Below are 18761 nucleotides of genomic sequence, written 5' to 3'. Positions count from 1 at the left end.
ATCGCTGAGGGCGTCGCCCATCCTCTTCTAGCTCCTTCCACCCCCCGTGATCGCCTCTGAGGTCAAGCTCTTTCCCCTTACCCACGTGCCAGCAGGCACGCCATGGGTTCCAATGTCTGAACTGCAGTTCCTGCCAGGAGGAGTTGGAGATTGACCGGCGAAATCAGTATTGAGCGCTGTCAACGTTGTCATACGTGCACTGTTACCAGTTTCCGGAGCAGCCGGAATAATCCAGCGGGAGGTGGGTATCCGTGAGATTCGCCGTTCGAGGCTGGCCCCTGATGGTCTTCGCCGGGGTGATCGCGGTCGCGCTGGCAGTTCCAGTGAGGGCCCAGGCACCGCAAACGCTGAGCCTGTGGCACATGGAGGCGCGGCCCACGCGTGTCAAGGCGATCGAGGATCTGGTCGACGCCTTCAATCGGAGCCAGGGCGCTGTGCGCGTCAGGGTCGAGGTGCAGAGCTGGGCCGACGTGTACATGAAGATATCGGCCGCGGTCATGGCAAGGCGGCCCCCGGACATGATGTTCACAACCCCCGATCTGACCATGGACGTACGCCTGACCGGAACGGTGCAGGATGTGACCGCGGAGGTGGCGGAGGCCAGGCGCGGCAGCAGGATCTACGACGCGGCACTGCAGCCGTTCCTCTCGGAGAACAAGCACTGGTCCGTCCCCCTCTACAACATGGCGGAGGTGTTGTGGTACCGCACCGACCTGTTCCGGAGGGCGGGGCTCGATCCCAGGAGACCGCCCAGGACCTGGTCTGAGCTGCTGAGCGCGGCGGCCACGATCACCAGGACCGGAGCCGCGAAGCACGCCATCGGCGTCGCGGGGGACTGGCACCTGGCGACGGTCCAGCAGATCTATCCTCTCATGGTAGTGGCCAAGGCCGAGCATCTGCTGGATGCCAGGGGTGCCGTGATATTCGACAATCCAAATACCGTCCGAGCTTTCGATATGTATCAGCGGCTGTTCAAGCTGTCGCCTCCGGGCTCCGAGGCCTGGCAGTGGGACCAGGCGATCGCTGCTCTGGTGGCGGGCGAGATCGCCATGGTCATCGAGAAGGGGCAATACAACGAGCAGTGGGACCTGCGCACCAGGCTCGCGGCCGAGAACCTCGGCGCAGCGCCTGTGCCCATCCCCGACGCCGACGGGCAGCGCGGCACGGCCACCTGGATGAACGGGATCATGTTGTTGAACCCGGACCCCAAGGTTCGCCCGGGGTTCCGGCAGTTCGTGGAGTTCCTCTACAAGCCGGCGAACATGGCCCTCCTGCTGACGGTGGCGCCCGGCTTCTTCCTCCCTGTTACCGAGGAAGCGGCCAGAGCGCGGGAGTTGCTCGACAACCCGACTGTGAAAGCACATTGGCCCAAGTACGAAACAATGATCGAGGAGTCCAAGCACGGCCGCCAGCTCGGGTTCACCCGCGAGCCCTACAACCGATACATCGGGCGGATAACCGGCCAGAACCTCGTGGCCTGGCCCGCCCAGCTGATGATCCACGAGGGTCTATCCCCTGCCGAGGCTGTCAGGCGCGGCGCAGACAGAATGCGTGAAGCCCTCCGCTGACGAGCGGGGCAACCTAGGACCAAGCCCCTCCCGGGATGGAAGCCGTCCCGGGAGGGGCGCGGCTGCAGGATACGCCCGGCGACTCCGGGGGATCAGTGGACTATTGCAGAAGGATCCCTATTTCGGATACCTTCTGATCCTGCCCCTTCTAGTGTGGGCTCTGCTCACCCTGATCTACCCTCTGGTTGAGACCATTCGCCTGAGCGTGCTGGACGTAGGCTATGTTGGAACACCGGGCGCGTTCGCCGGTGTGTCCAACTACGTCCGCATCCTTGCCGGGGGCGAGTTCTGGCGTACCCTGCGGGTGAGCGTGACATGGACGGCCCTCAACGTGGCCTTTCAGGTCCTGCTGGCCCTGGTAGCCGCGCTGGTGCTCAACCAGGAGTTCCGGGGCCACGAGTTCGTGCGGACCTGGATCATCCTGCCATGGCTCTTCCCATCCATCGTGCTGGCCACGATGGGGAAGTGGGTGCTCGACCCAACGCTGGGGGTGGTCAACTACCTGCTTCTCTCCTCGGGATTGGTGGAAAGGCCGATCTCGTTCCTGGGATCGCCGGGCATCGCGCTCTACGCCGTCACCGCGGTGAACGTATGGCGGTGGTTTCCGTTCTTCACGGTCATCATACTCGCGGCGCTGCAGACCATCCCCCGGGAGCTGGGGGAGGCGGCGGACATGGACGGCGCGGGGTATTTCGCGCGGCTGTGGCACGTAGAACTTCCGACCATCAGCGAAGTATTGAAGGTCGTAATACTGATCGCCTCCCTGTGGGCGATCAACATCTTTGATGCCATCTGGCTGCTCACGCGTGGCGGGCCCATCTACAAGACGACCACGCTGACGATCCTCATCTACTACAAGGCGTTCCAGGAGTACCGCATAAGCCAGGCGGCCACGATCTCGCTCGTCATGTTCGTGATACTCCTCGCATACGGCGTGGGATACCTGCGCAGGGTTATGAAGGAGGAGGTTGCCATCTCCGCATGAGGACGGTGAAGACCATCGGGCGGTACCTCTCGGTGGCCGCGGTCCTTGCGGTCGTCATGCTACCCATGTACTGGGTCGTCATCTGCTCGTTCAAGACCGTGCCCGAGCTGACGAGCCCCACTCCGACCTTCTGGCCCAAGACCTTCACGCTCGAACACTACACGCGGCTGTTCGAACAGGTGCCGTTCGCCAGGTACTTCCTGAACAGCGTCTATGTCGCGCTGGCTGCAACCGGCATCACGCTGGTCCTAGCCAGTCTGGCCGCCTACAGCGTCTACAGGTGCCGCTACCGCGGCCGGGAACTCCTTTACCGCACGTTCATCTCGATCTACATCTTCCCGCGAGTCCTGCTGATCATCCCGCTGTACGTGGCGTTCACCGGACTCGGCATCATAGACACGCTCCTCGCGCTCGTCATCGTCAACGTCACGATCGTGGCGCCCTTCAGCGTCTGGATGCTGCGGGCCTTCTTCGTAGGCGTGCCGCTGGAGCTGGAGGACGCGGCGCTCGTGGACGGCGCATCCCGGCTGCAGGTGCTGGTCCGGGTCTTCCTGCCGCTAAGCGCCCCGGGGCTGGCCGCCCTGGCCCTGAACTCGTTCCTGATGTGTTGGACCGAGTACCTGTTCGCGGTGGCCTTTCTCATTAGTGACACGAACAAGACGCTGCCGGTAGGTATGGCTCACTTCTTGCAGCAGTACTTCATAGACTGGGGACTGTTGATGTCCAGCTCGGTCATCATCGCAATCCCACCGATCCTTCTCTTCGGGCTGGCGGGCCGCTGGTTCATCAAGGGCCTGACGGCGGGAGCCATCAAATAGAACCCATCTGGCAGGCGGCGTCTCGGCTTATCACACTCACGACAGGAGGACTGAGATCATGAGCCAGGTTGCGAGGTACCACCAGATAGTGACCGAGCTCCTAGCCCGGGTGGTCGAGGAGGAGGGCGAGAGCATCAGGAAGGCGGCAGAGACGCTGGCCGGAGCCCTGGCCACAGACCACCTCTTGTTTGTGTTCGGCACCGGCGGCCACTCCTACATCGCCGCGGAGGAGATGAGCTGTAGGGCAGGCGGACTGGCGGCCGTCTACCCGATACTCGACCCGGGTATATCGGTCGCCTTCGGCGCCAGGCGCTCCAGCGCGGTGGAGAGGACGCCGGGCTATGCTCGTGCGGTCCTCGGGACTTATCCCATCACCCCGGAAGACGTTTTGATCATCATAAACGCCTACGGGATCAACTCCTGCACAATAGACGCGGCGCTGTGGGCGCGTGAACGGGATATCAAGACCGTCGGGATCACCTCGCCGTCGTTCTCGAAGAACGTACCGCCGGACCATCCGGCGCGCCATCCTTCGCGGAAGAATCTCTTTGAGGTAGTTGACTGCCTGATCGACAACAAGATGCCCGCGCGCGACGCAGTCCTGGAGTTTCCGGGCATGCAGGCGTGGGTTGCTCCGGTCTCCACGATACTGAACGCCTTCGTCGTCCAGACCATGGTCGCAGAGACCGTCAAGACCCTTCTGGATCGCGGGGTGGCCCCGGCCGTATGGACCAGCGCCAACATTCCGGGCGGCGACATAGCCAACAGGGAGCTCTTCGAGAAGTACGCGCCGCGAATAAGGTGGCTGTAGGTGTGGCAGCTGGAATAGAGGTGGCAGTCGGATGAGCGCACAGGATCTGGAGGTCCGGGGAACCGATACGTGGGGCCAGGCGGCGAGCATTACCATCTCCCAGGGAAAGGTCGGCGCCGTCAGACCGGACGTTGCTGTGGGTGCAGGCCAGGGCCCCAGGGTGCTGCCCGGCCTCATCGACATCCAGGTCAACGGGTTTGACGGACACGACTTCAACGCGGCAGGGGCCTCGGTCGAAAGCGCGGCGGGCGTAGTGCGGGCCCTATGGAGGCACGGCGTGACACGGTTCTGCCCGACCGTGTGCACCCAGAGCCGCGAACACATGATCGCCTCTCTGCGGACGATCGCCAGGGCCTGCGACCAGGAGCCCTGGATCGAGCGGGCCGTGCTCGGGGTTCACGTGGAAGGGCCGTACATCTCGCCCGAGGACGGGCCGAGGGGGGCGCACCCGAAGGCGCACGTCCGGCCGCCTGACTGGGACGAGGTCCAGGCTCTCCAGGAGGCCTCGGGCGGGCGGGTGCGGATGGTAACGCTCGCGCCCGAGATGCCGGGGGCTGTAGACCTGATCGAGCGCCTCGCAGGCGCTGGCATTGTGCCGGCGATCGGCCACACCGGCGCCGCGCGTGAGGAGATCGTCGCGGCGGTCTGCGCGGGCGCGCGGATCTCCACCCACCTCGGGAACGGCTCACACGCCATGATACCCAGGCACCGCAACTACATCTGGGAGCAGCTCGCCCAGGACGGCCTCTGGGCCAGCATGATCGTCGACGGCCATCACCTTCCCCCGGCAGTGGTCAAGGTGTTCGTGCGGGCGAAGGGAACCGAGCGGTGCATACTTACCAGCGACGCGGTCTGGCTGGCCGGCAAGGAACCCGGCACCTACGACTTCCTCGACGAGAAGGTCGAGCTGACGGCGAGCCAGGGCGTCCGACTCGTCGGAACAGAGTACCTGGCCGGATCGGCGCTGGATCTCGCCACTGCCGTGGGCAATGTGGTCGCCTTTGCGGGCGTGAGCCTCGCGGACGCCGTGGCCATGGCATCGGAGCGCCCGGCGCGACTCTTCGGCCGGGATGACCTGGGAGGCCTTGCTCCGGGACAGGCAGGCGACATCGTGCTGGCCAGGTGGCACGAGAACGAGGCGCGGCTCGAAGTGATGCAGACCGTTGTCGCGGGAGAGGTTGTCTACCGTGCGTAGCAGCGGGTCGCGGCACCGTGCGGGGCGGCGGAACAGACGGCCTGGGTAGGAGACCGGCGCGTGCGAATCGACCTTCCATACGGGAGCGGGAGCCTGCCGCTGCAGATCCCAGACGGCCTCTCCGTGGAGGTTCTCAGACCCAACGCTGTCCAGTTGCCCGAGGACGAAGGAAGGGTTCTTGAAGAAGCCCTCGACAACCCGATAGGTTCAGCGCGGCTCGAGCAGATGGCCAGAGCAGGGTGCAGGGTTGCCCTCCTGTGCGACGACATCTCCCGCACAACCCCCACGGACCGGATCCTTCCCCTTGTTGTCGGCCGCCTGAACCGCGCCGGTGTGCGGGACGGCGACATCCAGATCGTCATGGCGCTGGGAAGCCACCGGCCCATGACGGCCGCGGAGATGACCCGCAAGGTAGGTGAGGGCCTGCTCAGCCGGATCTCCGTCGTCAACTCTGAGTTCCGCGACAAGTCCCAGATGGTGCGCCTGCCAGGGATCACGGAAGCGCCGGAGATCTGGCTCGACCGGCGCGTCGTGGAAGTTGATTTGCGAGTGGGCGTTGGCGGAATCCTTCCCCATCCGGCGGCCGGGTGGTCGGGTGGAGGCAAGATCGTCTTCCCGGGAGTCGCCGGTGAGGAGACCGTGGCCGCCTTCCATCTGATGCACGGCCGCACCCCTCAGAACATGTTCGGGCAGGTCGAGAACGCGGTCCGCAGGGCCATGGAGTCCTGGGTCGCCGAACGGGCGGGGCTGGGCTTCATCGTCAACGTCGCCTTCACTCCGGAGGGCAGGATCTACCGGGCCGTGGCAGGCCACTTCATCGAGGCTCACCGGCAGGGCGTAGCCCATGCAAGAGAGATCTTCTGCGTGCGGGCCGGACGCAGGGCCGAGATCGTCGTCACCACCTCCCACCCTGCCGACGGCGATCTCTGGCAGGCTGGCAAGGGCCTGCTGGCGGCCGACCTCGCAGCCGCCGCGGGTGGAACCGTCATACTCGTCACGCCCTGCCCCGAAGGAGTGGGCCCGCACCCCCGGTACCTCGAGTACCTGTCGGCGGGCGGCCCGGAGGAACTGCTCGCGCAGGCCGAAAGGATGCCCGCCTCCGAGCTGCTGCCGCTCTCGGTGGCCGCCGCTAGCCTGCGCATTCGGCAGCGGCTCGACATCGCGCTCGTCTCAGAGGGCATATCGCCACAGCAGGCCCGCCTGTCCAGGATGAGGCCGTTCCCGAGCCCTCAGGCCGCTCTGGATGAGGCGCTGGACCGCCGGGGCCGCGGCGCTCGCATTACCGTGATCACCCACGGCGCCGAGACGATACCGGCGGTGTGAGGGGCCCAGGGCTGTTTGCGGACTGCATGCGGCGCGGCGCAGGGGGGACGGGGGAAACTGCTTGACAGGTCATCTCAGCAGCGGTTCAATGGTACGGGGATCCTATACCATATAGGATTCCGGTACGGACGGTGTGCCTGCGTGCAGGTTGTCTCTGAACAGGTCACGGACATCCTCCGGCAACGGGTTCTCGAGCAGGTCTGGAGGCCGGGCGAGAAGGTACCGATTGATCAGTTCGCCCGGGATCTGGGAGTGAGCCACACCCCCATCCGCGAGGCCCTTGGCCGGCTGCAGGGCGAGGGCCTCGTGGTCTACCGCAGGAATCAAGGTTACTACGTCATGTCTCTCTCCGCGCGCGACCTCCACGAGATGCTGGACTGCCGGCTGATTCTCGAGGTCTTCGCCGCCCGGCAGATCAATCCGGTTCCCGACAGGCTCGTCGGCAGGTTGGAAGAGATCCACTCGCGCTTCTGCAGCGCGATGGCCGCGAGAGAGTACATGGAAAACAATGCGGCCGACCGCGAGTTCCACGATACGATCGTCGCGGCGTCCGGGAACTCGCTCCTGCTGCGGCTCTTCAGGTCGATGAACTCGCACATGCACACCCTGCGCCTTTTCTACTTTCAGAAGCAGACGCGGCTCCAGGAACTTGATCAGACGTTCCGGGAGCACGACAGGATCCTATCCGCCTTCCAGAGGCGAAACAGCTCCGAGGCTGCGGACGCCCTGGCCGATCACCTGCGCAGCGTGAAGAAGCGCGCCGAGGTTCTGACACCGCTGGTTTCCCTGCCCGCCGAAGGCAATCTGCGAACAGATAGGGGTGGAAGCGATGAACGCCGCTGAACGCTACTTCCAGACCGTGACCGAGATCATGCAGGCCGTCATGGAACGCGAACAGGACGCGATGAGCGCGGCTGCGGACTTACTGATCGAGAAGATCCAGGAAGACCGCGTGATCCACGTCTTCGGCACCGGAGGGCATTCCATAATGGGTGCCATGGAGATGTTCCAGCGCGCCGGAGGCCTCTACCCGATAAACGGGATATTCCCGCCGGGCATCTCCGTGACCGACAGCCACCCCAGCACGGAGCGACTGGTCGGGTACGTTCCGGCGATCTTCAACCACTACGGCGTTGGCGCCGGCGACGTCATTATCATTATCAACGTCAACGGCATCAACGCGGTGACCATAGACTCCGCCATTGAGGCAAGAGCCCGGGGGGCTAAGGTAATCGCGGTCACATCCCGGGAGTTCGCCGAGGGTGTGCCCCCGGACACGTTGGCCCGCCACCCCAGCAAGCAGAACCTGTGTGACTTGGCGGATGTGGTCATCGATTGCCACATCTCTCCCGGAGACGCGCTACTGGACATACCCGGGGTGGAACACAAGGTCGCCTCGGGCTCGACTTTTCCGGTCGTACTGATCGTCAACTGCCTGGTCGCGCTCGTCGTGGAGCGCATGGCACAGCGGGGGATCGAGCCGCTGGTTCGCTACAGCGCGAATCTGCCGGGAGGAAGAGAGCGGAGCCTGCGGATACAGGAACGGTACCGGGGGAGAGTCATCCATCAGTACTAGAAAGGAGAGTCCTGCTCCCACAACGCCCCCGACCCGCCGGGGTAGGTGGCCCTGGGGCGGGCGTTTGAGCCCTGAGGTGGCCACGGCCTACGCGTTCGTGGCCCCCGCGGTAACGCTGCTCGTGGTGCTGGTGGGGTATCCGTTCCTGCTCGCCCTCTACCTCTCCGCCAGCGACGCGGTGGTCGGGGACATGGGCCGGTTCGTGGGACTCGGTCAGTTCGCGAGGCTGCTACGTCAGGAAATCTTCCAGCAGACCCTGAGAAATACGGGAATCTACACTACCACAGCGGTGGTGGCCAAGGTCGTTCTGGGAATGGCCCTGGCGCTCGTGCTGGCAGGATTGGGCCGCCACCGCCTGCCCGGGAGCCGCCTGATACGAGCGGCGATACTCCTGCCCTGGATAGTGCCCACAGCCCTCAGCACCGTGGCCTGGAAGTGGATGTTCGAGCCCCAGTTCAGCGTCATCAACTGGGTCCTGGTCCGGCTGGGCGCCATCGCTTATGTATCGGACCTGCAGTGGCTCGGTGAGGCCCACCTGGCGCGGGCCGCGGTGATCATCGTCAACGTCTGGCGTGGGATCCCGTTCTTCGCGATAAACCTGCTTGCCGGCCTGCTGTCCATACCGGATGACCTCTACGAGGCGGCGGAGACGGACGGGGCCACCGCGTTCACGCGGTTCTGGCTGATCACCGTTCCCCTGCTCCGGCCCGTGCTGGCAACGGTCGTCCTGTTTTCGCTCATCATGACGATCAGCGACTTCAACATCGTGTACGTGCTCACGCGCGGAGGCCCTATCAACAGCACGCACCTTCTGGCCACCCTAGCGCATCAGACCGGGCTGATCACCGGCGAGATAGGGCGCGGAGCCGCGACCTCACTGTTCATGCTGCCCTTCCTCATGGTCATCGTGTTCTACCAGATGCGGCTGATGAGGAGGAAGTGGGAATGGTAGGCCGCCAGGCACGCCGGCCCGCGGCTTACTACCTGGCCGCCATTCCCTTTGTGGTCGCCCTGCTGTTCCCGTTCTACTGGATGGTCGTGACCTCGCTGAAGCAGAACGCCGAGCTGTACGATCTCAAGGCCATCCCGTTCTGGTTCCGGTCCAGCCCCACGTTGGAGCACTACATGTTCCTGTTCGAGCGCACCGCGTTTGCCACGTGGATGGTCAACACCGCCGTGGTCGCGGTGCTGTCAACGGCGATCGCGGTCGTCATAAGCATCCTGGCGGCCTACGCGCTGGCCAGGTTACGGTTCCGCGGGGGCGAGACCCTGGGGGGGATGATCTTCGCAGTATACCTTGTCCCCACGACGCTGCTGTTCATCCCGCTGTCGCAGATCATCCGAATCCTTAACCTGGGGGACACACGGTGGTCGCTGGTCGTCTCGTACCCGACGTTCCTGGTTCCGTTCGCGACGTGGCTGCTGATGAGCTACTTCCGCACAATCCCAAAGGAGCTGGAGGAGAGCGCGCTGATTGACGGGTGCAGCTACCTGGGCGCCCTCGTCCGTATCATCCTGCCCACGGCGATCCCAGGCGTCCTCACGGCCACGCTGTTCGCATTCACGCTGTCGTGGAACGAGTTTATCTACGCCGTGACCTTCGTGAGCTCAACGGCGCAGAAGACACTCGGGCCGGGGGTCGTCACCGAGCTGATCCGCGGCGATGTGTACTACTGGGGAGAGCTTATGGCCGGCGCGGTCCTCGGCTCGGTTCCGATAGCCGTCATCTACGCGTTCCTACTTGACTACTACATATCGGGCCTGACGGCTGGTGCTATCAAGTGAGGTCGTGAGGTGAACCATCACGGAAATCCAGCATGAAGCCTGAACTGTGCCTCGGGACTAAGGAGGATCAAGAGCACAAAGGGAGGAGATGCAGATGGGAGCGAGATTGACCAGACGGCAGTTAGTGAGGACGGCTGCCGCGGCAGGGGCCGCATACGGCCTTGGGCTAGCCAGCCGTTTCCCGCAGATAGCCCTCGGGCAGGAGCGGGAACTGAGCATCCTGATGTTCAGCTCCTTCGTCTCGGCAAACGACGAGGAGCTGCGCCGGCAGGCCGCCGATTTCGGCAGGCGGGCCAACGTCAAGGTTACCGTGGACTTCGTCTCGATCCCTGAGATGGCGGCAAAGCACGCCGCCGAGGTCTCGGCGCAGCGCGGCCACGACATAGTCGGTCTCGAGAACCTCCAGACGGCGATGATCGAGCCTCAGCTCGTAGACCTCGACGACATCAACGACGAGATCGTCAGGCGCTGGGGGGCGTGGCATCCAGTCGCAAAGCAGGCGTGCTTCCTGAACGGCCGCTGGAAGGCGGTGCCCAGGATGACCGTCGCCTTCCACGGCACCTACAGGGAGGACTACTTCAAGCAGGTCGGGGAGCCGCACCCGGCAAGCTGGGCCGACGTCCTGCGCGCCGCGAAGAAGCTGCGCGGGATCGACCGGCCCATCGGCTTCCCGATCAGCCAGTGCGGCGACGCCAACAACACACTCTACCAAATACTCTGGTCGTTCGGGGGCAAGACGGCGACTCCCGAAGGCCAGGTTGCCATCGAGTCGCCCGAGACCGAGGCGGCCATAGCCTACGTCCAGGAGGTCTTCCCTCAGATGGACCGCGAGATCCTGGCGTGGGACAACGCGGGCAACAACCGCTTCATACTCTCGGGCCGCGGCTCCTGGACGCTGAACCCCAGTAGCGTCTACGTAACGGCCAAGCGCACGAATCCCGATATCGCGGTGAACATCAACCACCACGGCGCGCTTCTTGGCCCCAAGGGACGGTTCGGCATGGGCGACTTCTATAGCTTCGGAATCTGGAAGTTCGCCAGGAACAGGGAAGCGGCGAAGGACTTCCTGCGCTTCTTCTACGAAGAGGAGAACCAGAACCGCTACATCGAGACCGGCGGAGGGTTCAACATGCCGGCGCACCCGAAGTTCGACCGCCATCCGGTGTGGCGGGTCGACCCCAAGCTCCAGGGAATCATCGGGTATACGAAGTGGCAGCGCCTGACCGGCTGGCCAGCACCGGCAGACCGGCGCGCCCAGGCCACATACGCCACGTTCGTCCTGCCGAACATGTTCGCGCAGGTAGTCACCGGGCAGATGAAGCCCAAGGAAGCAATGCAGTGGGCCACCCGGCAGCTGCGTGACATCGGCTACAAATAGGAGGACAGAGGCATGACAGCAACTGCGCCGATGGACCGTTTCTACGAATCATGCATCACCATACTCGAGCGCGTCAGAAGCGAGGAGCGCGGCAGCCTCGGCCGCGCAGCCGACTTGGTCGCGGAGAAGATGCTCAAAGGCGAGCTGGTGCACGTCTTCGGCACCGGCGGGCACTCGGTCATGGGCGCCATGGAGCTCTTCTGGAGGGCGGGCGGGCTCGCGGCCTGGAACCCTCTGTTCCCGCCCGGGATCGCAAACCTGGAGGGCCACCCGAACACCGAAAGGGTGGTTGGCTTCGCGCAACACGTCCTCGACTACTACCGCATCAAGCAGGGGGATCTGCTGGTGCTGATCAACGTGAACGGCATCAACGCGGTCACGATCGACACGGCACTGGAGTGCCGGAAGCGGGGCGTGACGGTAATCGCCGTGACTTCGCGTGAGTTCGCCGAGGGGGTCACGCCGGGTATCCCGGCAAGGCACCCGAGCAACCAGAACCTCTGTGACCTCGCGGACGTCGTAATCGACGCCCACGTCCCACCCGGAGATGCCGTGGTGGACATAGACGGCTTCGACCGGAAGGTGGCCTCGATCTCCACCGTGATAAACACCTACATCGTCCAGTCGCTCGTCGCCGAGGTGGTTGACCGTATAGTAAAGGCCGGGGTAGCACCGGAGGTCTGGTACAGCGGGAACATGGCCGGCGCCGAGGAGATCAACGCGCCGTTCCACGCCAAGTACTACTCAAGGGTCAAGCATCTCTAGCGTCAGCGGTGAATGAAGGGCCACAGAAGGGGCGTCTGCCCGGCGCCCCTTCTGCATGGCCTCAAAGGGGACACAGCGATGAACACACAGGTCATGGCCGTGGTCGGAGGGCGGGTGTTGACTCCCTTCCGGGAGATCCCCGAGGGTGTGGTGCTCGTGAGGAACGGACGCATCGAGGCGGTAGGGCCGGCAACGAGCCTGACCATCCCTCCGGACGCCCACCGCGTCACCGCCGCCGGGCATACCGTCGTCCCTGGGTTCGTGGACATCCACGTTCACGGGGGAGCAGGGGCCGACTTCATGGATGCATCAGTTGAGTCGGCCGAGATCATCTGCGCCTTTCACGCCAGGGGCGGCACGACATCGCTGCTGGCGACGCTGCGCACCGCCCCGGTGGCCGACATCGCCCGGGCACTAACGGTGCTGCGCCCATTGGCCGATCGGACGCGCGCAGGCGCGGACGTCGCCGGCGTACACGTGGAAGGGCCTTACTTGGCGCCGGCCGAGGCTGGTGCCCAGCTCCCGGATGCCATGAAGGATCCCGATCCGGGAGAGTGGTCGCGCCTGTTGGAGTACGCTGACATCGTGCGGCGCATGTCGGTGGCCCCTGAACTGCCTCGTGCCCTTGAGCTCGGGCGGGAGCTCGTGGCCCGGGGGATCGTGGCTTCCATCGGGCACACGGCCGCCACCTTTGATGAGGTGGTCGCGGCCGTCGAGGCGGGCTTCACCCATGTCACCCATATGTACTCCAGCATGTCGGGCCTCCGGCGGGTGCAGGCCTTTCGGATTCCTGGCGTCATCGAGGCCACACTTCTGCTGGACGAGCTCTCCACGGAGATGATCGCGGACGGCAGGCATCTTCCGGCAAGCCTGATGCGGCTCATCATCAAGGCTAAGGGGCTCGACCGCCTGTGCGTCTGCACGGACGCCGTACGGGTGGCGGGCTTCCCGCCCGGGGAGCACACATGGGCTGGCCGCAAGGTGCTCGTCGAGGATGACGTGGCCAAACTGCCCGATCGCAGCTTCTTTGCCGGGAGTATCGCCACCATGGACCGGTGTGTCCGGACCATGGTGCACGAGGTCGGCCTTCCCCTCTTGGACGCAGTGAAACTGGCAACCATCAACCCTGCCCGGTTCATGGACCTTGATGGCGATCGCGGCAGTCTTGCGCCAGGCAAGCGCGCAGACCTGGTCGTGCTGGACGGAGAATTGACCGTCCGGTGGACGATCGTGGGAGGACGGGTGGTCCATGGTCCTTCGGCCCCGCCTCCAGAGACCGTCGCGAGGTGGTCCTGACAGCAAGGCGGCGCAGGCTCACGGCTCCGAGTAGCGAAGAGTATGGGTTGAGGGCATCGAGCCTTTGACAACCCCACCGCAGGCCACCCGGCACGCGCGCTGCCTGTACGTCTTCAAGCACAGGGCCGAGGCGTTCGGAGGTTTACCAAAGCCGCGGTTCACAGAGCGCGCCGGTGTAAAGATCGCCTGCGACCACAAGGGACTCCTGTAGGAGATCCTGCCCAATGCGCCTGGGCTGCGCGACAACCATCATCACCCCACCGCCGGGAACCCCACTGGCCGGTTTTGGCGCCAGGAGGGAAGGCGCGCGCGGGGTCCACGACGACCTCTACGCGCGGGCGCTCGTCCTGGAAGATACCGGGCAGCGGGTCGCCCTCGTGGTCTGTGATCTCTGCGACCTCGACGCCGGATTCGTCAGAGAGGCCCGGCGGCGCATCCAGGAGAGGACCGGGATTCCGGCGGCATCGGCCATGCTCGCGGCCATGCACACCCACGCCGCGCCCGCGACCTTCGCCCTCTACAGCCTTCCGCCCGATCCGGGGTGGCTCGATGGTCTGGCCGACAGGGTAGCCGATGCGGTGGCGTCCGCGGTCCGGGACCTGGCGCCGGCGACGCTCGCCCTGGCATTGGGCCGGGAGGGCTCGGTCGCACGGAACCGGAGGCGCCCCGACGGCCCGATTGACCCCACGGTGACCGTGCTGCGGGCCGAGCGGACCGGTGCGCCTCCGGCGTTCCTGCTCCACTACGCCTGCCATCCCACGGTGCTGGGATCAGACAACCTGATGATCTCGCGCGACTACGTGGGGTTCACCGTTGACGCGGTAGAGCGCGCCACCGGCGGCTGGGCCATGTTCGTGAACGGCGCGTGCGGTGATGTCAACGTGGGGCACTCTGCTGACCGGTCGGCGCTCGGGCTGCCCATTCCCGGCCGGACGTTCGAGCGGGCAGAGGATCTGGGCCTGCGGCTCGCCCGGGAGGCCGCTCGAGCCTTGACCGACGCAAGGCCGGTCGCAGGGCGGCGCGCGCAGGGCCATGTGAAGCTCGCGGCGGGCCAGCGATCCCTGGTGGTCCCGCTTCGGCCGCCACCGCCTCTGAAACAGACACGAGCGCAGGTGCGCGACTGCCGTCGCCGTTTGGAGACACTCCGGGACGCCGGCGCGGATGCGGGCCCCGATGATGCCGAGGTCACGGCCGCCCGTCTCGAGCTTCTCTACGCGGAGTTGGCCCTGAGCTGGGTAGAGCAGCGCGCGTGGACTGCGGGTGCAGGAGCGGAGGAGGAAACCACCGAGGTGCAGGCGTTCGCCGTCGGCGACGTTGTCCTCATAGGACTGCCGGGAGAGTTCTTCGCCGAATCAGGCCTGCGCCTCCAGAACCGGTCGCCTTTCAAGCACACGGTCGTCCTCGGATACGCCAACGGCGGCATCGGCTACGTGCCCCCGGCCTCGGCCTTTGCCGAGGGCGGCTACGAGACCCGCATGGCGCCGTGGAGCAGGGCCGCGCCGGAGGCAGAGGGCCTGATCCTCGACGCCGCAGCAGGCCTGCTCGATGGCCTGTGGGACCAGCAGGACGGGCGTCCGGGTTGAGGAAGATCTGTACCAGGAGGGATGGATCATGAAGATGAACCGATTGCCCCTGGCCTGGCTTTGCGGGTGCGTGGTTGTCATCGTCCTAGCGGCGATGGCCCCGGCCACCGTGGCCCAGGAGCCCCGAGTGGTTGTCTACTCATCGGCGGGCGCGGAGATCGGCGAAGAACTCGCCGCCGCGTTCATGAAGCGGAACCCCGGAATCAAGGTCGAGTCTATCTACGCCGGCACCGGCGTCGTCTGGACGAGGGTGCGGGCTGAGGCGGCCCGGCCTCAGGGGGATGTCTGCATGTGCGGCGGCAGCGAGAACTTCGACATCAACTACGAGTTCCTCGAGACGTACCGGAGCAAACAAGATGCCGACATCCCCGCGGAGTACAAGGATCCCCGCGGGCCGCGCTACTACGGGATGAGCCTGCCTATACAGGTCATCATCATCAACAGCAAGCTGGTCCAGCGCCGCGACTACCCACGGGGCTGGAGGGACCTGGCCGATCCCAAGTGGAAGGGCAAGATCATCTGGGCCAACCCGCGGATCTCCGCCTCGGCCTACGCGCAGCTATTCCAGTTGATCAAGATAGGCGGCTGGGACTTGGTGAAGGCAGTGCTCGCCAACGCGATCATCACCCCGTCGTCCGGTTTGGCCTACCAGGGCGTGGCCGACGGCGAGTTCCTCATCGGCATGACCGGTGAGGGCAACGTCTATGACCTGAGGAACAAAGGCTACCCGGTGGACGGGGTCTACCCCGTCGAGGGCACCGGGCTTCGCTTTGACGCGACCGGGCTTATCAAGGGATGTCCGAATCCCATCTCGGCGCGCCTCTTCTATGACTTCGCCAACAGCCGCGATGCGCACCTCATCTATACACGTGTCGGTAGCCGGCGCAGCGTGCGGCCCGACGTACCTACGCCGCAGGGCATGCCCCCGACCTCGAGGATCAATCTGGTCCCGTACGATGCGGTGAAGGCCGGGAAGGACCGGGGGATCAATCTCATCATCTTCGACGAGATGCTGGCCAAACGGTGAAGGCGCCATCCACCAAGCTGGGCGTTCTGGGAGTCCGCAAGGTCTTCGGCGACGGCCCGTCTCAAGTGGTCGCCGCCGACGACGTCGGATTCGATGTGCGCGACGGCGAGCTGTTCACGCTCCTGGGACCCAGCGGCTGCGGCAAGACCACCACGCTGAGGCTGGTCGCCGGACTGGAACGGCCGGATGCCGGTCGGATCGTCTTCGAGGGGCTGGATTGGACGCCGCTGCCGCCCTTCCGGCGCAGCATCGGCATGGTGTTCCAGAGCTATGCGCTCTTCCCGCACATGAGCGTCTTCGAGAACGTGGCCTACGGGCTGAGGGTAAGGAAGACCTCCAGGGAAGAGATAGGACGGCTCGTGAACGAGGCCATCGAAATGGTCGGGCTGGCCGGGACCCGGGCCCGGCGGCCCGGGCAGCTCTCGGGCGGGCAGCAGCAGCGGGTCGCGCTCGCCCGGGCGCTGGTCTACCACCCAAAGCTGCTCCTGCTGGACGAGCCGCTCTCAAACCTGGATGCCAAGCTCCGCGTCTACATGCGCGGGGAGGTTAAGCGCATCCAGCGGCAGGCCGGAATCTGCGCGGTCTACGTCACGCACGACCAGGAGGAAGCGCTTTCCATATCCGACCGCATCGCCGTGATGCAGGCCGGGCGCATCGCGCAGGTGGGCACGCCCGCGGAGATCTACGAGCAGCCCGCCTCTACCTTCGTCGCCGACTTCGTGGGCAAGGCGAATTTCCTGGAGTGCACAGTGCTGGAGCACGACGGCGAGGCCTGCATCATCCGCTGCGGCGGCGCGCTCCTCCGCGCCGGGGCGGCGACAGGCAGCCTGCCCATTCCAGCGGGGACAGAGGGACTGCTCTTCTTCCGCCCCGAGCGCGCGGTGCTCTCGGCCGTCAGTGACGACGCCTCCGGCCTGCTGGCGCGCGTCAGGGACATCGAGTACCTGGGCAGCCTGGTCCGCTACACCCTGGCCGGCGAGGAAGGCTGGACGGTGCTGGTGGACGCACCGCCCATTGGCGGCATCCGGCAGGTGGGAGAGGAAGTCATCATCACCCTGGCCGCGGACCACGCCCAGGTCTTTCCGAAGGGATCGCGCTGATGGCGACGCTTGCGGCTCCGAGGGTGCGGCCCGGCCGCGCCTTCGATCTGAGCACCGCGACGATCCTCCTGCTGGTGGTGGGTATCCTGGGACTGCTGATCGTCTACCCGCTGTCGCGCGTGTTGCTGCTCAGCTTCATCAAGATGGGCGATCCGGTCGCGCCGGCCCATCTCACCCTGGCCAACTTCTCACGATTCTTCACAAGCGGCCTCTACCAGAAGGCCCTGGTAAACTCGCTGGTGGCCAGCGGCACGACCGTGCTGGCGAGCCTTGTTCTGGGCATTCCGCTGGCCTACATCCTGGCCCGCGTCAGGGTTCCGTTCCGGGAGGCGCTCATCTCGCTGGCGACGCTGCCGCTGATCCTCCCGCCCTTCGTGGGCGCCTACTCCTGGATCCTGCTCCTGGGCCGGCAGGGCGCGCTGACCTCCCTGATTCGAGATGGTCTGGGGATCCATCTGCCGAGCATCATCGGGCCGTTCGGGGTCATCGTGACGATGTCACTCTCCTACTACCCTTTCGTCTTGCTGCCGCTGCTTGGAGCCCTCTCCTCCGCGGACCCACACGTGGAGGAGAGCGCGCTGACGCTGGGCGCCTCTCCGTTGCGGCGGATCTTTACCGTCACGCTGCCGCTGGTACTGCCGACCATCGGTGCCGGCGCGATCATCGTGTTCATGCGCGCGATCGGGAACTTTGGGGTCCCGGCGCTGCTGGGCGGGGAGTTCTACGTCCTGCCAACACTGATCTACTTTGAAGTCACCGGCAGCTTCAACCTGCACGGTGCGGGCGCGATCGCGTTGGTGAGCACCCTGTTTTCGATCGGCTCGCTGCTGGCGCTGCGCTACATCACCGGGAAGGGGGGGTTCGTCACGATCACCTCCCAGGCACGCCAGGTGGCGCAGAGCAGCCAGCCGGCGGCCCGATGGCTGGGTTTTGGCTTCTGTGCCGCGGTGATCGGCATCTCGCTCTTGCCGCATCTCACCGTGCTGCTGGCGTCGTTCGCCGAGCGGTGGGCCGGAACACCCCTGCCCACCGCCTACTCGCTGATCAACTACCGCAAGGCGTTCACGCTCTCGATGGACGCGATACGCAACAGCCTGGTGCTGGCCGTCGGGACGACCGCAATCTGCATAATCGTGGGATCGTTGATGGCCCACACGGCCGCGCGCAAGCGAATCCCTGGCAGGTGGTTGATGGACATCACGATCATGCTGCCGTTCGTGCTTCCCGGCATTATGGTCGGCGTGGCGATCCTCGTGGCGTTCATCGTTCCTCCTTTTGAGCTCGCGGGCACCGGAACGATCTTGATGATCGCCTACTTCATCCGGCGTCTGCCGTACACGTTCCGGTCCGCCTACGCCTCGCTCACCCAGACCGACATTGCGCTCGAAGAGGCGTCGCTTGTCTGCGGCGCCAACCAGGGGGTGACCTTCCGCCGGATCACGCTCCCGTTGATCACGCCCGCCATCGCCGCCGGGGCCACGATCACCTTTGCCACGCTGCTCGGGGAGCTGACCACCACGCTCCTGCTGTACTCGGCCCGGTGGAAGACGA

At 65.3% G+C, this 18761-nt stretch carries 17 protein-coding genes; all 17 read left to right on the top strand.

The window, feature by feature from the left end; all coding sequences use genetic code 11:
• The first annotated feature begins 251 nt into the window (after positions 1-251).
• Positions 252-1568 (top strand): extracellular solute-binding protein, encoded by a 1317-nt coding sequence (locus FJX73_11840; protein ID MBM3471464.1) that lies wholly within the window; start codon positions 252-254, stop codon positions 1566-1568.
• The gene (locus tag FJX73_11835; GenBank protein MBM3471463.1) at positions 1516-2553 is read left to right on the top strand and encodes a sugar ABC transporter permease; all 1038 of its coding nucleotides are present in this window, start codon (positions 1516-1518) and stop codon (positions 2551-2553) included. The genes FJX73_11840 and FJX73_11835 overlap by 53 nt, the downstream gene beginning before the upstream one ends.
• On the top strand, positions 2550-3371 hold the full coding sequence (locus FJX73_11830) for a carbohydrate ABC transporter permease (protein ID MBM3471462.1): 822 nt from the start codon (positions 2550-2552) through the stop codon (positions 3369-3371). The genes FJX73_11835 and FJX73_11830 overlap by 4 nt, the downstream gene beginning before the upstream one ends.
• Positions 3372-3429: 58 nt before the next feature.
• A complete protein-coding gene (locus FJX73_11825; GenBank protein MBM3471461.1) occupies positions 3430-4182 on the top strand; it encodes an SIS domain-containing protein in 753 nt (250 codons plus the stop codon).
• 31 nt (positions 4183-4213) lie between these two features.
• Positions 4214-5377: an amidohydrolase family protein gene (locus FJX73_11820; GenBank protein ID MBM3471460.1), complete on the top strand. Its 1164-nt coding sequence runs from the start codon at positions 4214-4216 to the stop codon at positions 5375-5377.
• Between the two features lie 60 nt (positions 5378-5437).
• On the top strand, positions 5438-6700 hold the full coding sequence (gene larA, locus FJX73_11815) for a nickel-dependent lactate racemase (protein MBM3471459.1): 1263 nt from the start codon (positions 5438-5440) through the stop codon (positions 6698-6700).
• Between the two features lie 15 nt (positions 6701-6715).
• Positions 6716-7543 (top strand): GntR family transcriptional regulator, encoded by an 828-nt coding sequence (locus FJX73_11810; GenBank protein MBM3471458.1) that lies wholly within the window; start codon positions 6716-6718, stop codon positions 7541-7543.
• Positions 7530-8276: a sugar isomerase domain-containing protein gene (locus FJX73_11805; protein ID MBM3471457.1), complete on the top strand. Its 747-nt coding sequence runs from the start codon at positions 7530-7532 to the stop codon at positions 8274-8276. The genes FJX73_11810 and FJX73_11805 overlap by 14 nt, the downstream gene beginning before the upstream one ends.
• Positions 8277-8352: 76 nt before the next feature.
• Positions 8353-9228 carry a sugar ABC transporter permease gene (locus tag FJX73_11800; protein ID MBM3471456.1) on the top strand — a complete coding sequence of 292 codons (876 nt, stop codon included), beginning with the start codon at positions 8353-8355 and terminating at the stop codon, positions 9226-9228.
• On the top strand, positions 9222-10061 hold the full coding sequence (locus tag FJX73_11795; protein MBM3471455.1) for a carbohydrate ABC transporter permease: 840 nt from the start codon (positions 9222-9224) through the stop codon (positions 10059-10061). Before FJX73_11800 ends, FJX73_11795 begins: the two co-directional genes overlap by 7 nt.
• 88 nt (positions 10062-10149) lie before the next feature.
• Positions 10150-11439, top strand: coding sequence for a carbohydrate ABC transporter substrate-binding protein (locus FJX73_11790; GenBank protein ID MBM3471454.1), 1290 nt, complete (start codon positions 10150-10152; stop codon positions 11437-11439).
• A gap of 12 nt (positions 11440-11451) precedes the next feature.
• Entirely contained in the window at positions 11452-12204 is a 753-nt protein-coding gene (locus FJX73_11785) for an SIS domain-containing protein (GenBank protein ID MBM3471453.1), read from the top strand.
• Between the two features lie 12 nt (positions 12205-12216).
• Positions 12217-13500 (top strand): N-acetylglucosamine-6-phosphate deacetylase, encoded by a 1284-nt coding sequence (gene nagA, locus FJX73_11780; GenBank protein MBM3471452.1) that lies wholly within the window; start codon positions 12217-12219, stop codon positions 13498-13500.
• A gap of 224 nt (positions 13501-13724) precedes the next feature.
• On the top strand, positions 13725-15083 hold the full coding sequence (locus FJX73_11775) for a hypothetical protein (GenBank protein MBM3471451.1): 1359 nt from the start codon (positions 13725-13727) through the stop codon (positions 15081-15083).
• Positions 15046-16110: an extracellular solute-binding protein gene (locus FJX73_11770; protein MBM3471450.1), complete on the top strand. Its 1065-nt coding sequence runs from the start codon at positions 15046-15048 to the stop codon at positions 16108-16110. Before FJX73_11775 ends, FJX73_11770 begins: the two co-directional genes overlap by 38 nt.
• A complete protein-coding gene (locus FJX73_11765; protein ID MBM3471449.1) occupies positions 16107-17210 on the top strand; it encodes an ABC transporter ATP-binding protein in 1104 nt (367 codons plus the stop codon). The genes FJX73_11770 and FJX73_11765 overlap by 4 nt, the downstream gene beginning before the upstream one ends.
• The coding region (locus FJX73_11760) for an iron ABC transporter permease (protein MBM3471448.1) at positions 17210-18761 on the top strand (1552 nt) is incomplete at its 3' end. The genes FJX73_11765 and FJX73_11760, both read left to right, overlap by 1 nt.

It is taken from the genome of Armatimonadota bacterium (assembly GCA_016869025.1).
Classification (GTDB): Bacteria; Sysuimicrobiota; Sysuimicrobiia; order Sysuimicrobiales; family Humicultoraceae; genus VGFA01.
The sequence above is the reverse complement of the archived record's forward strand: the minus strand, read 5'-3'. Positions and strand labels throughout refer to the sequence as shown.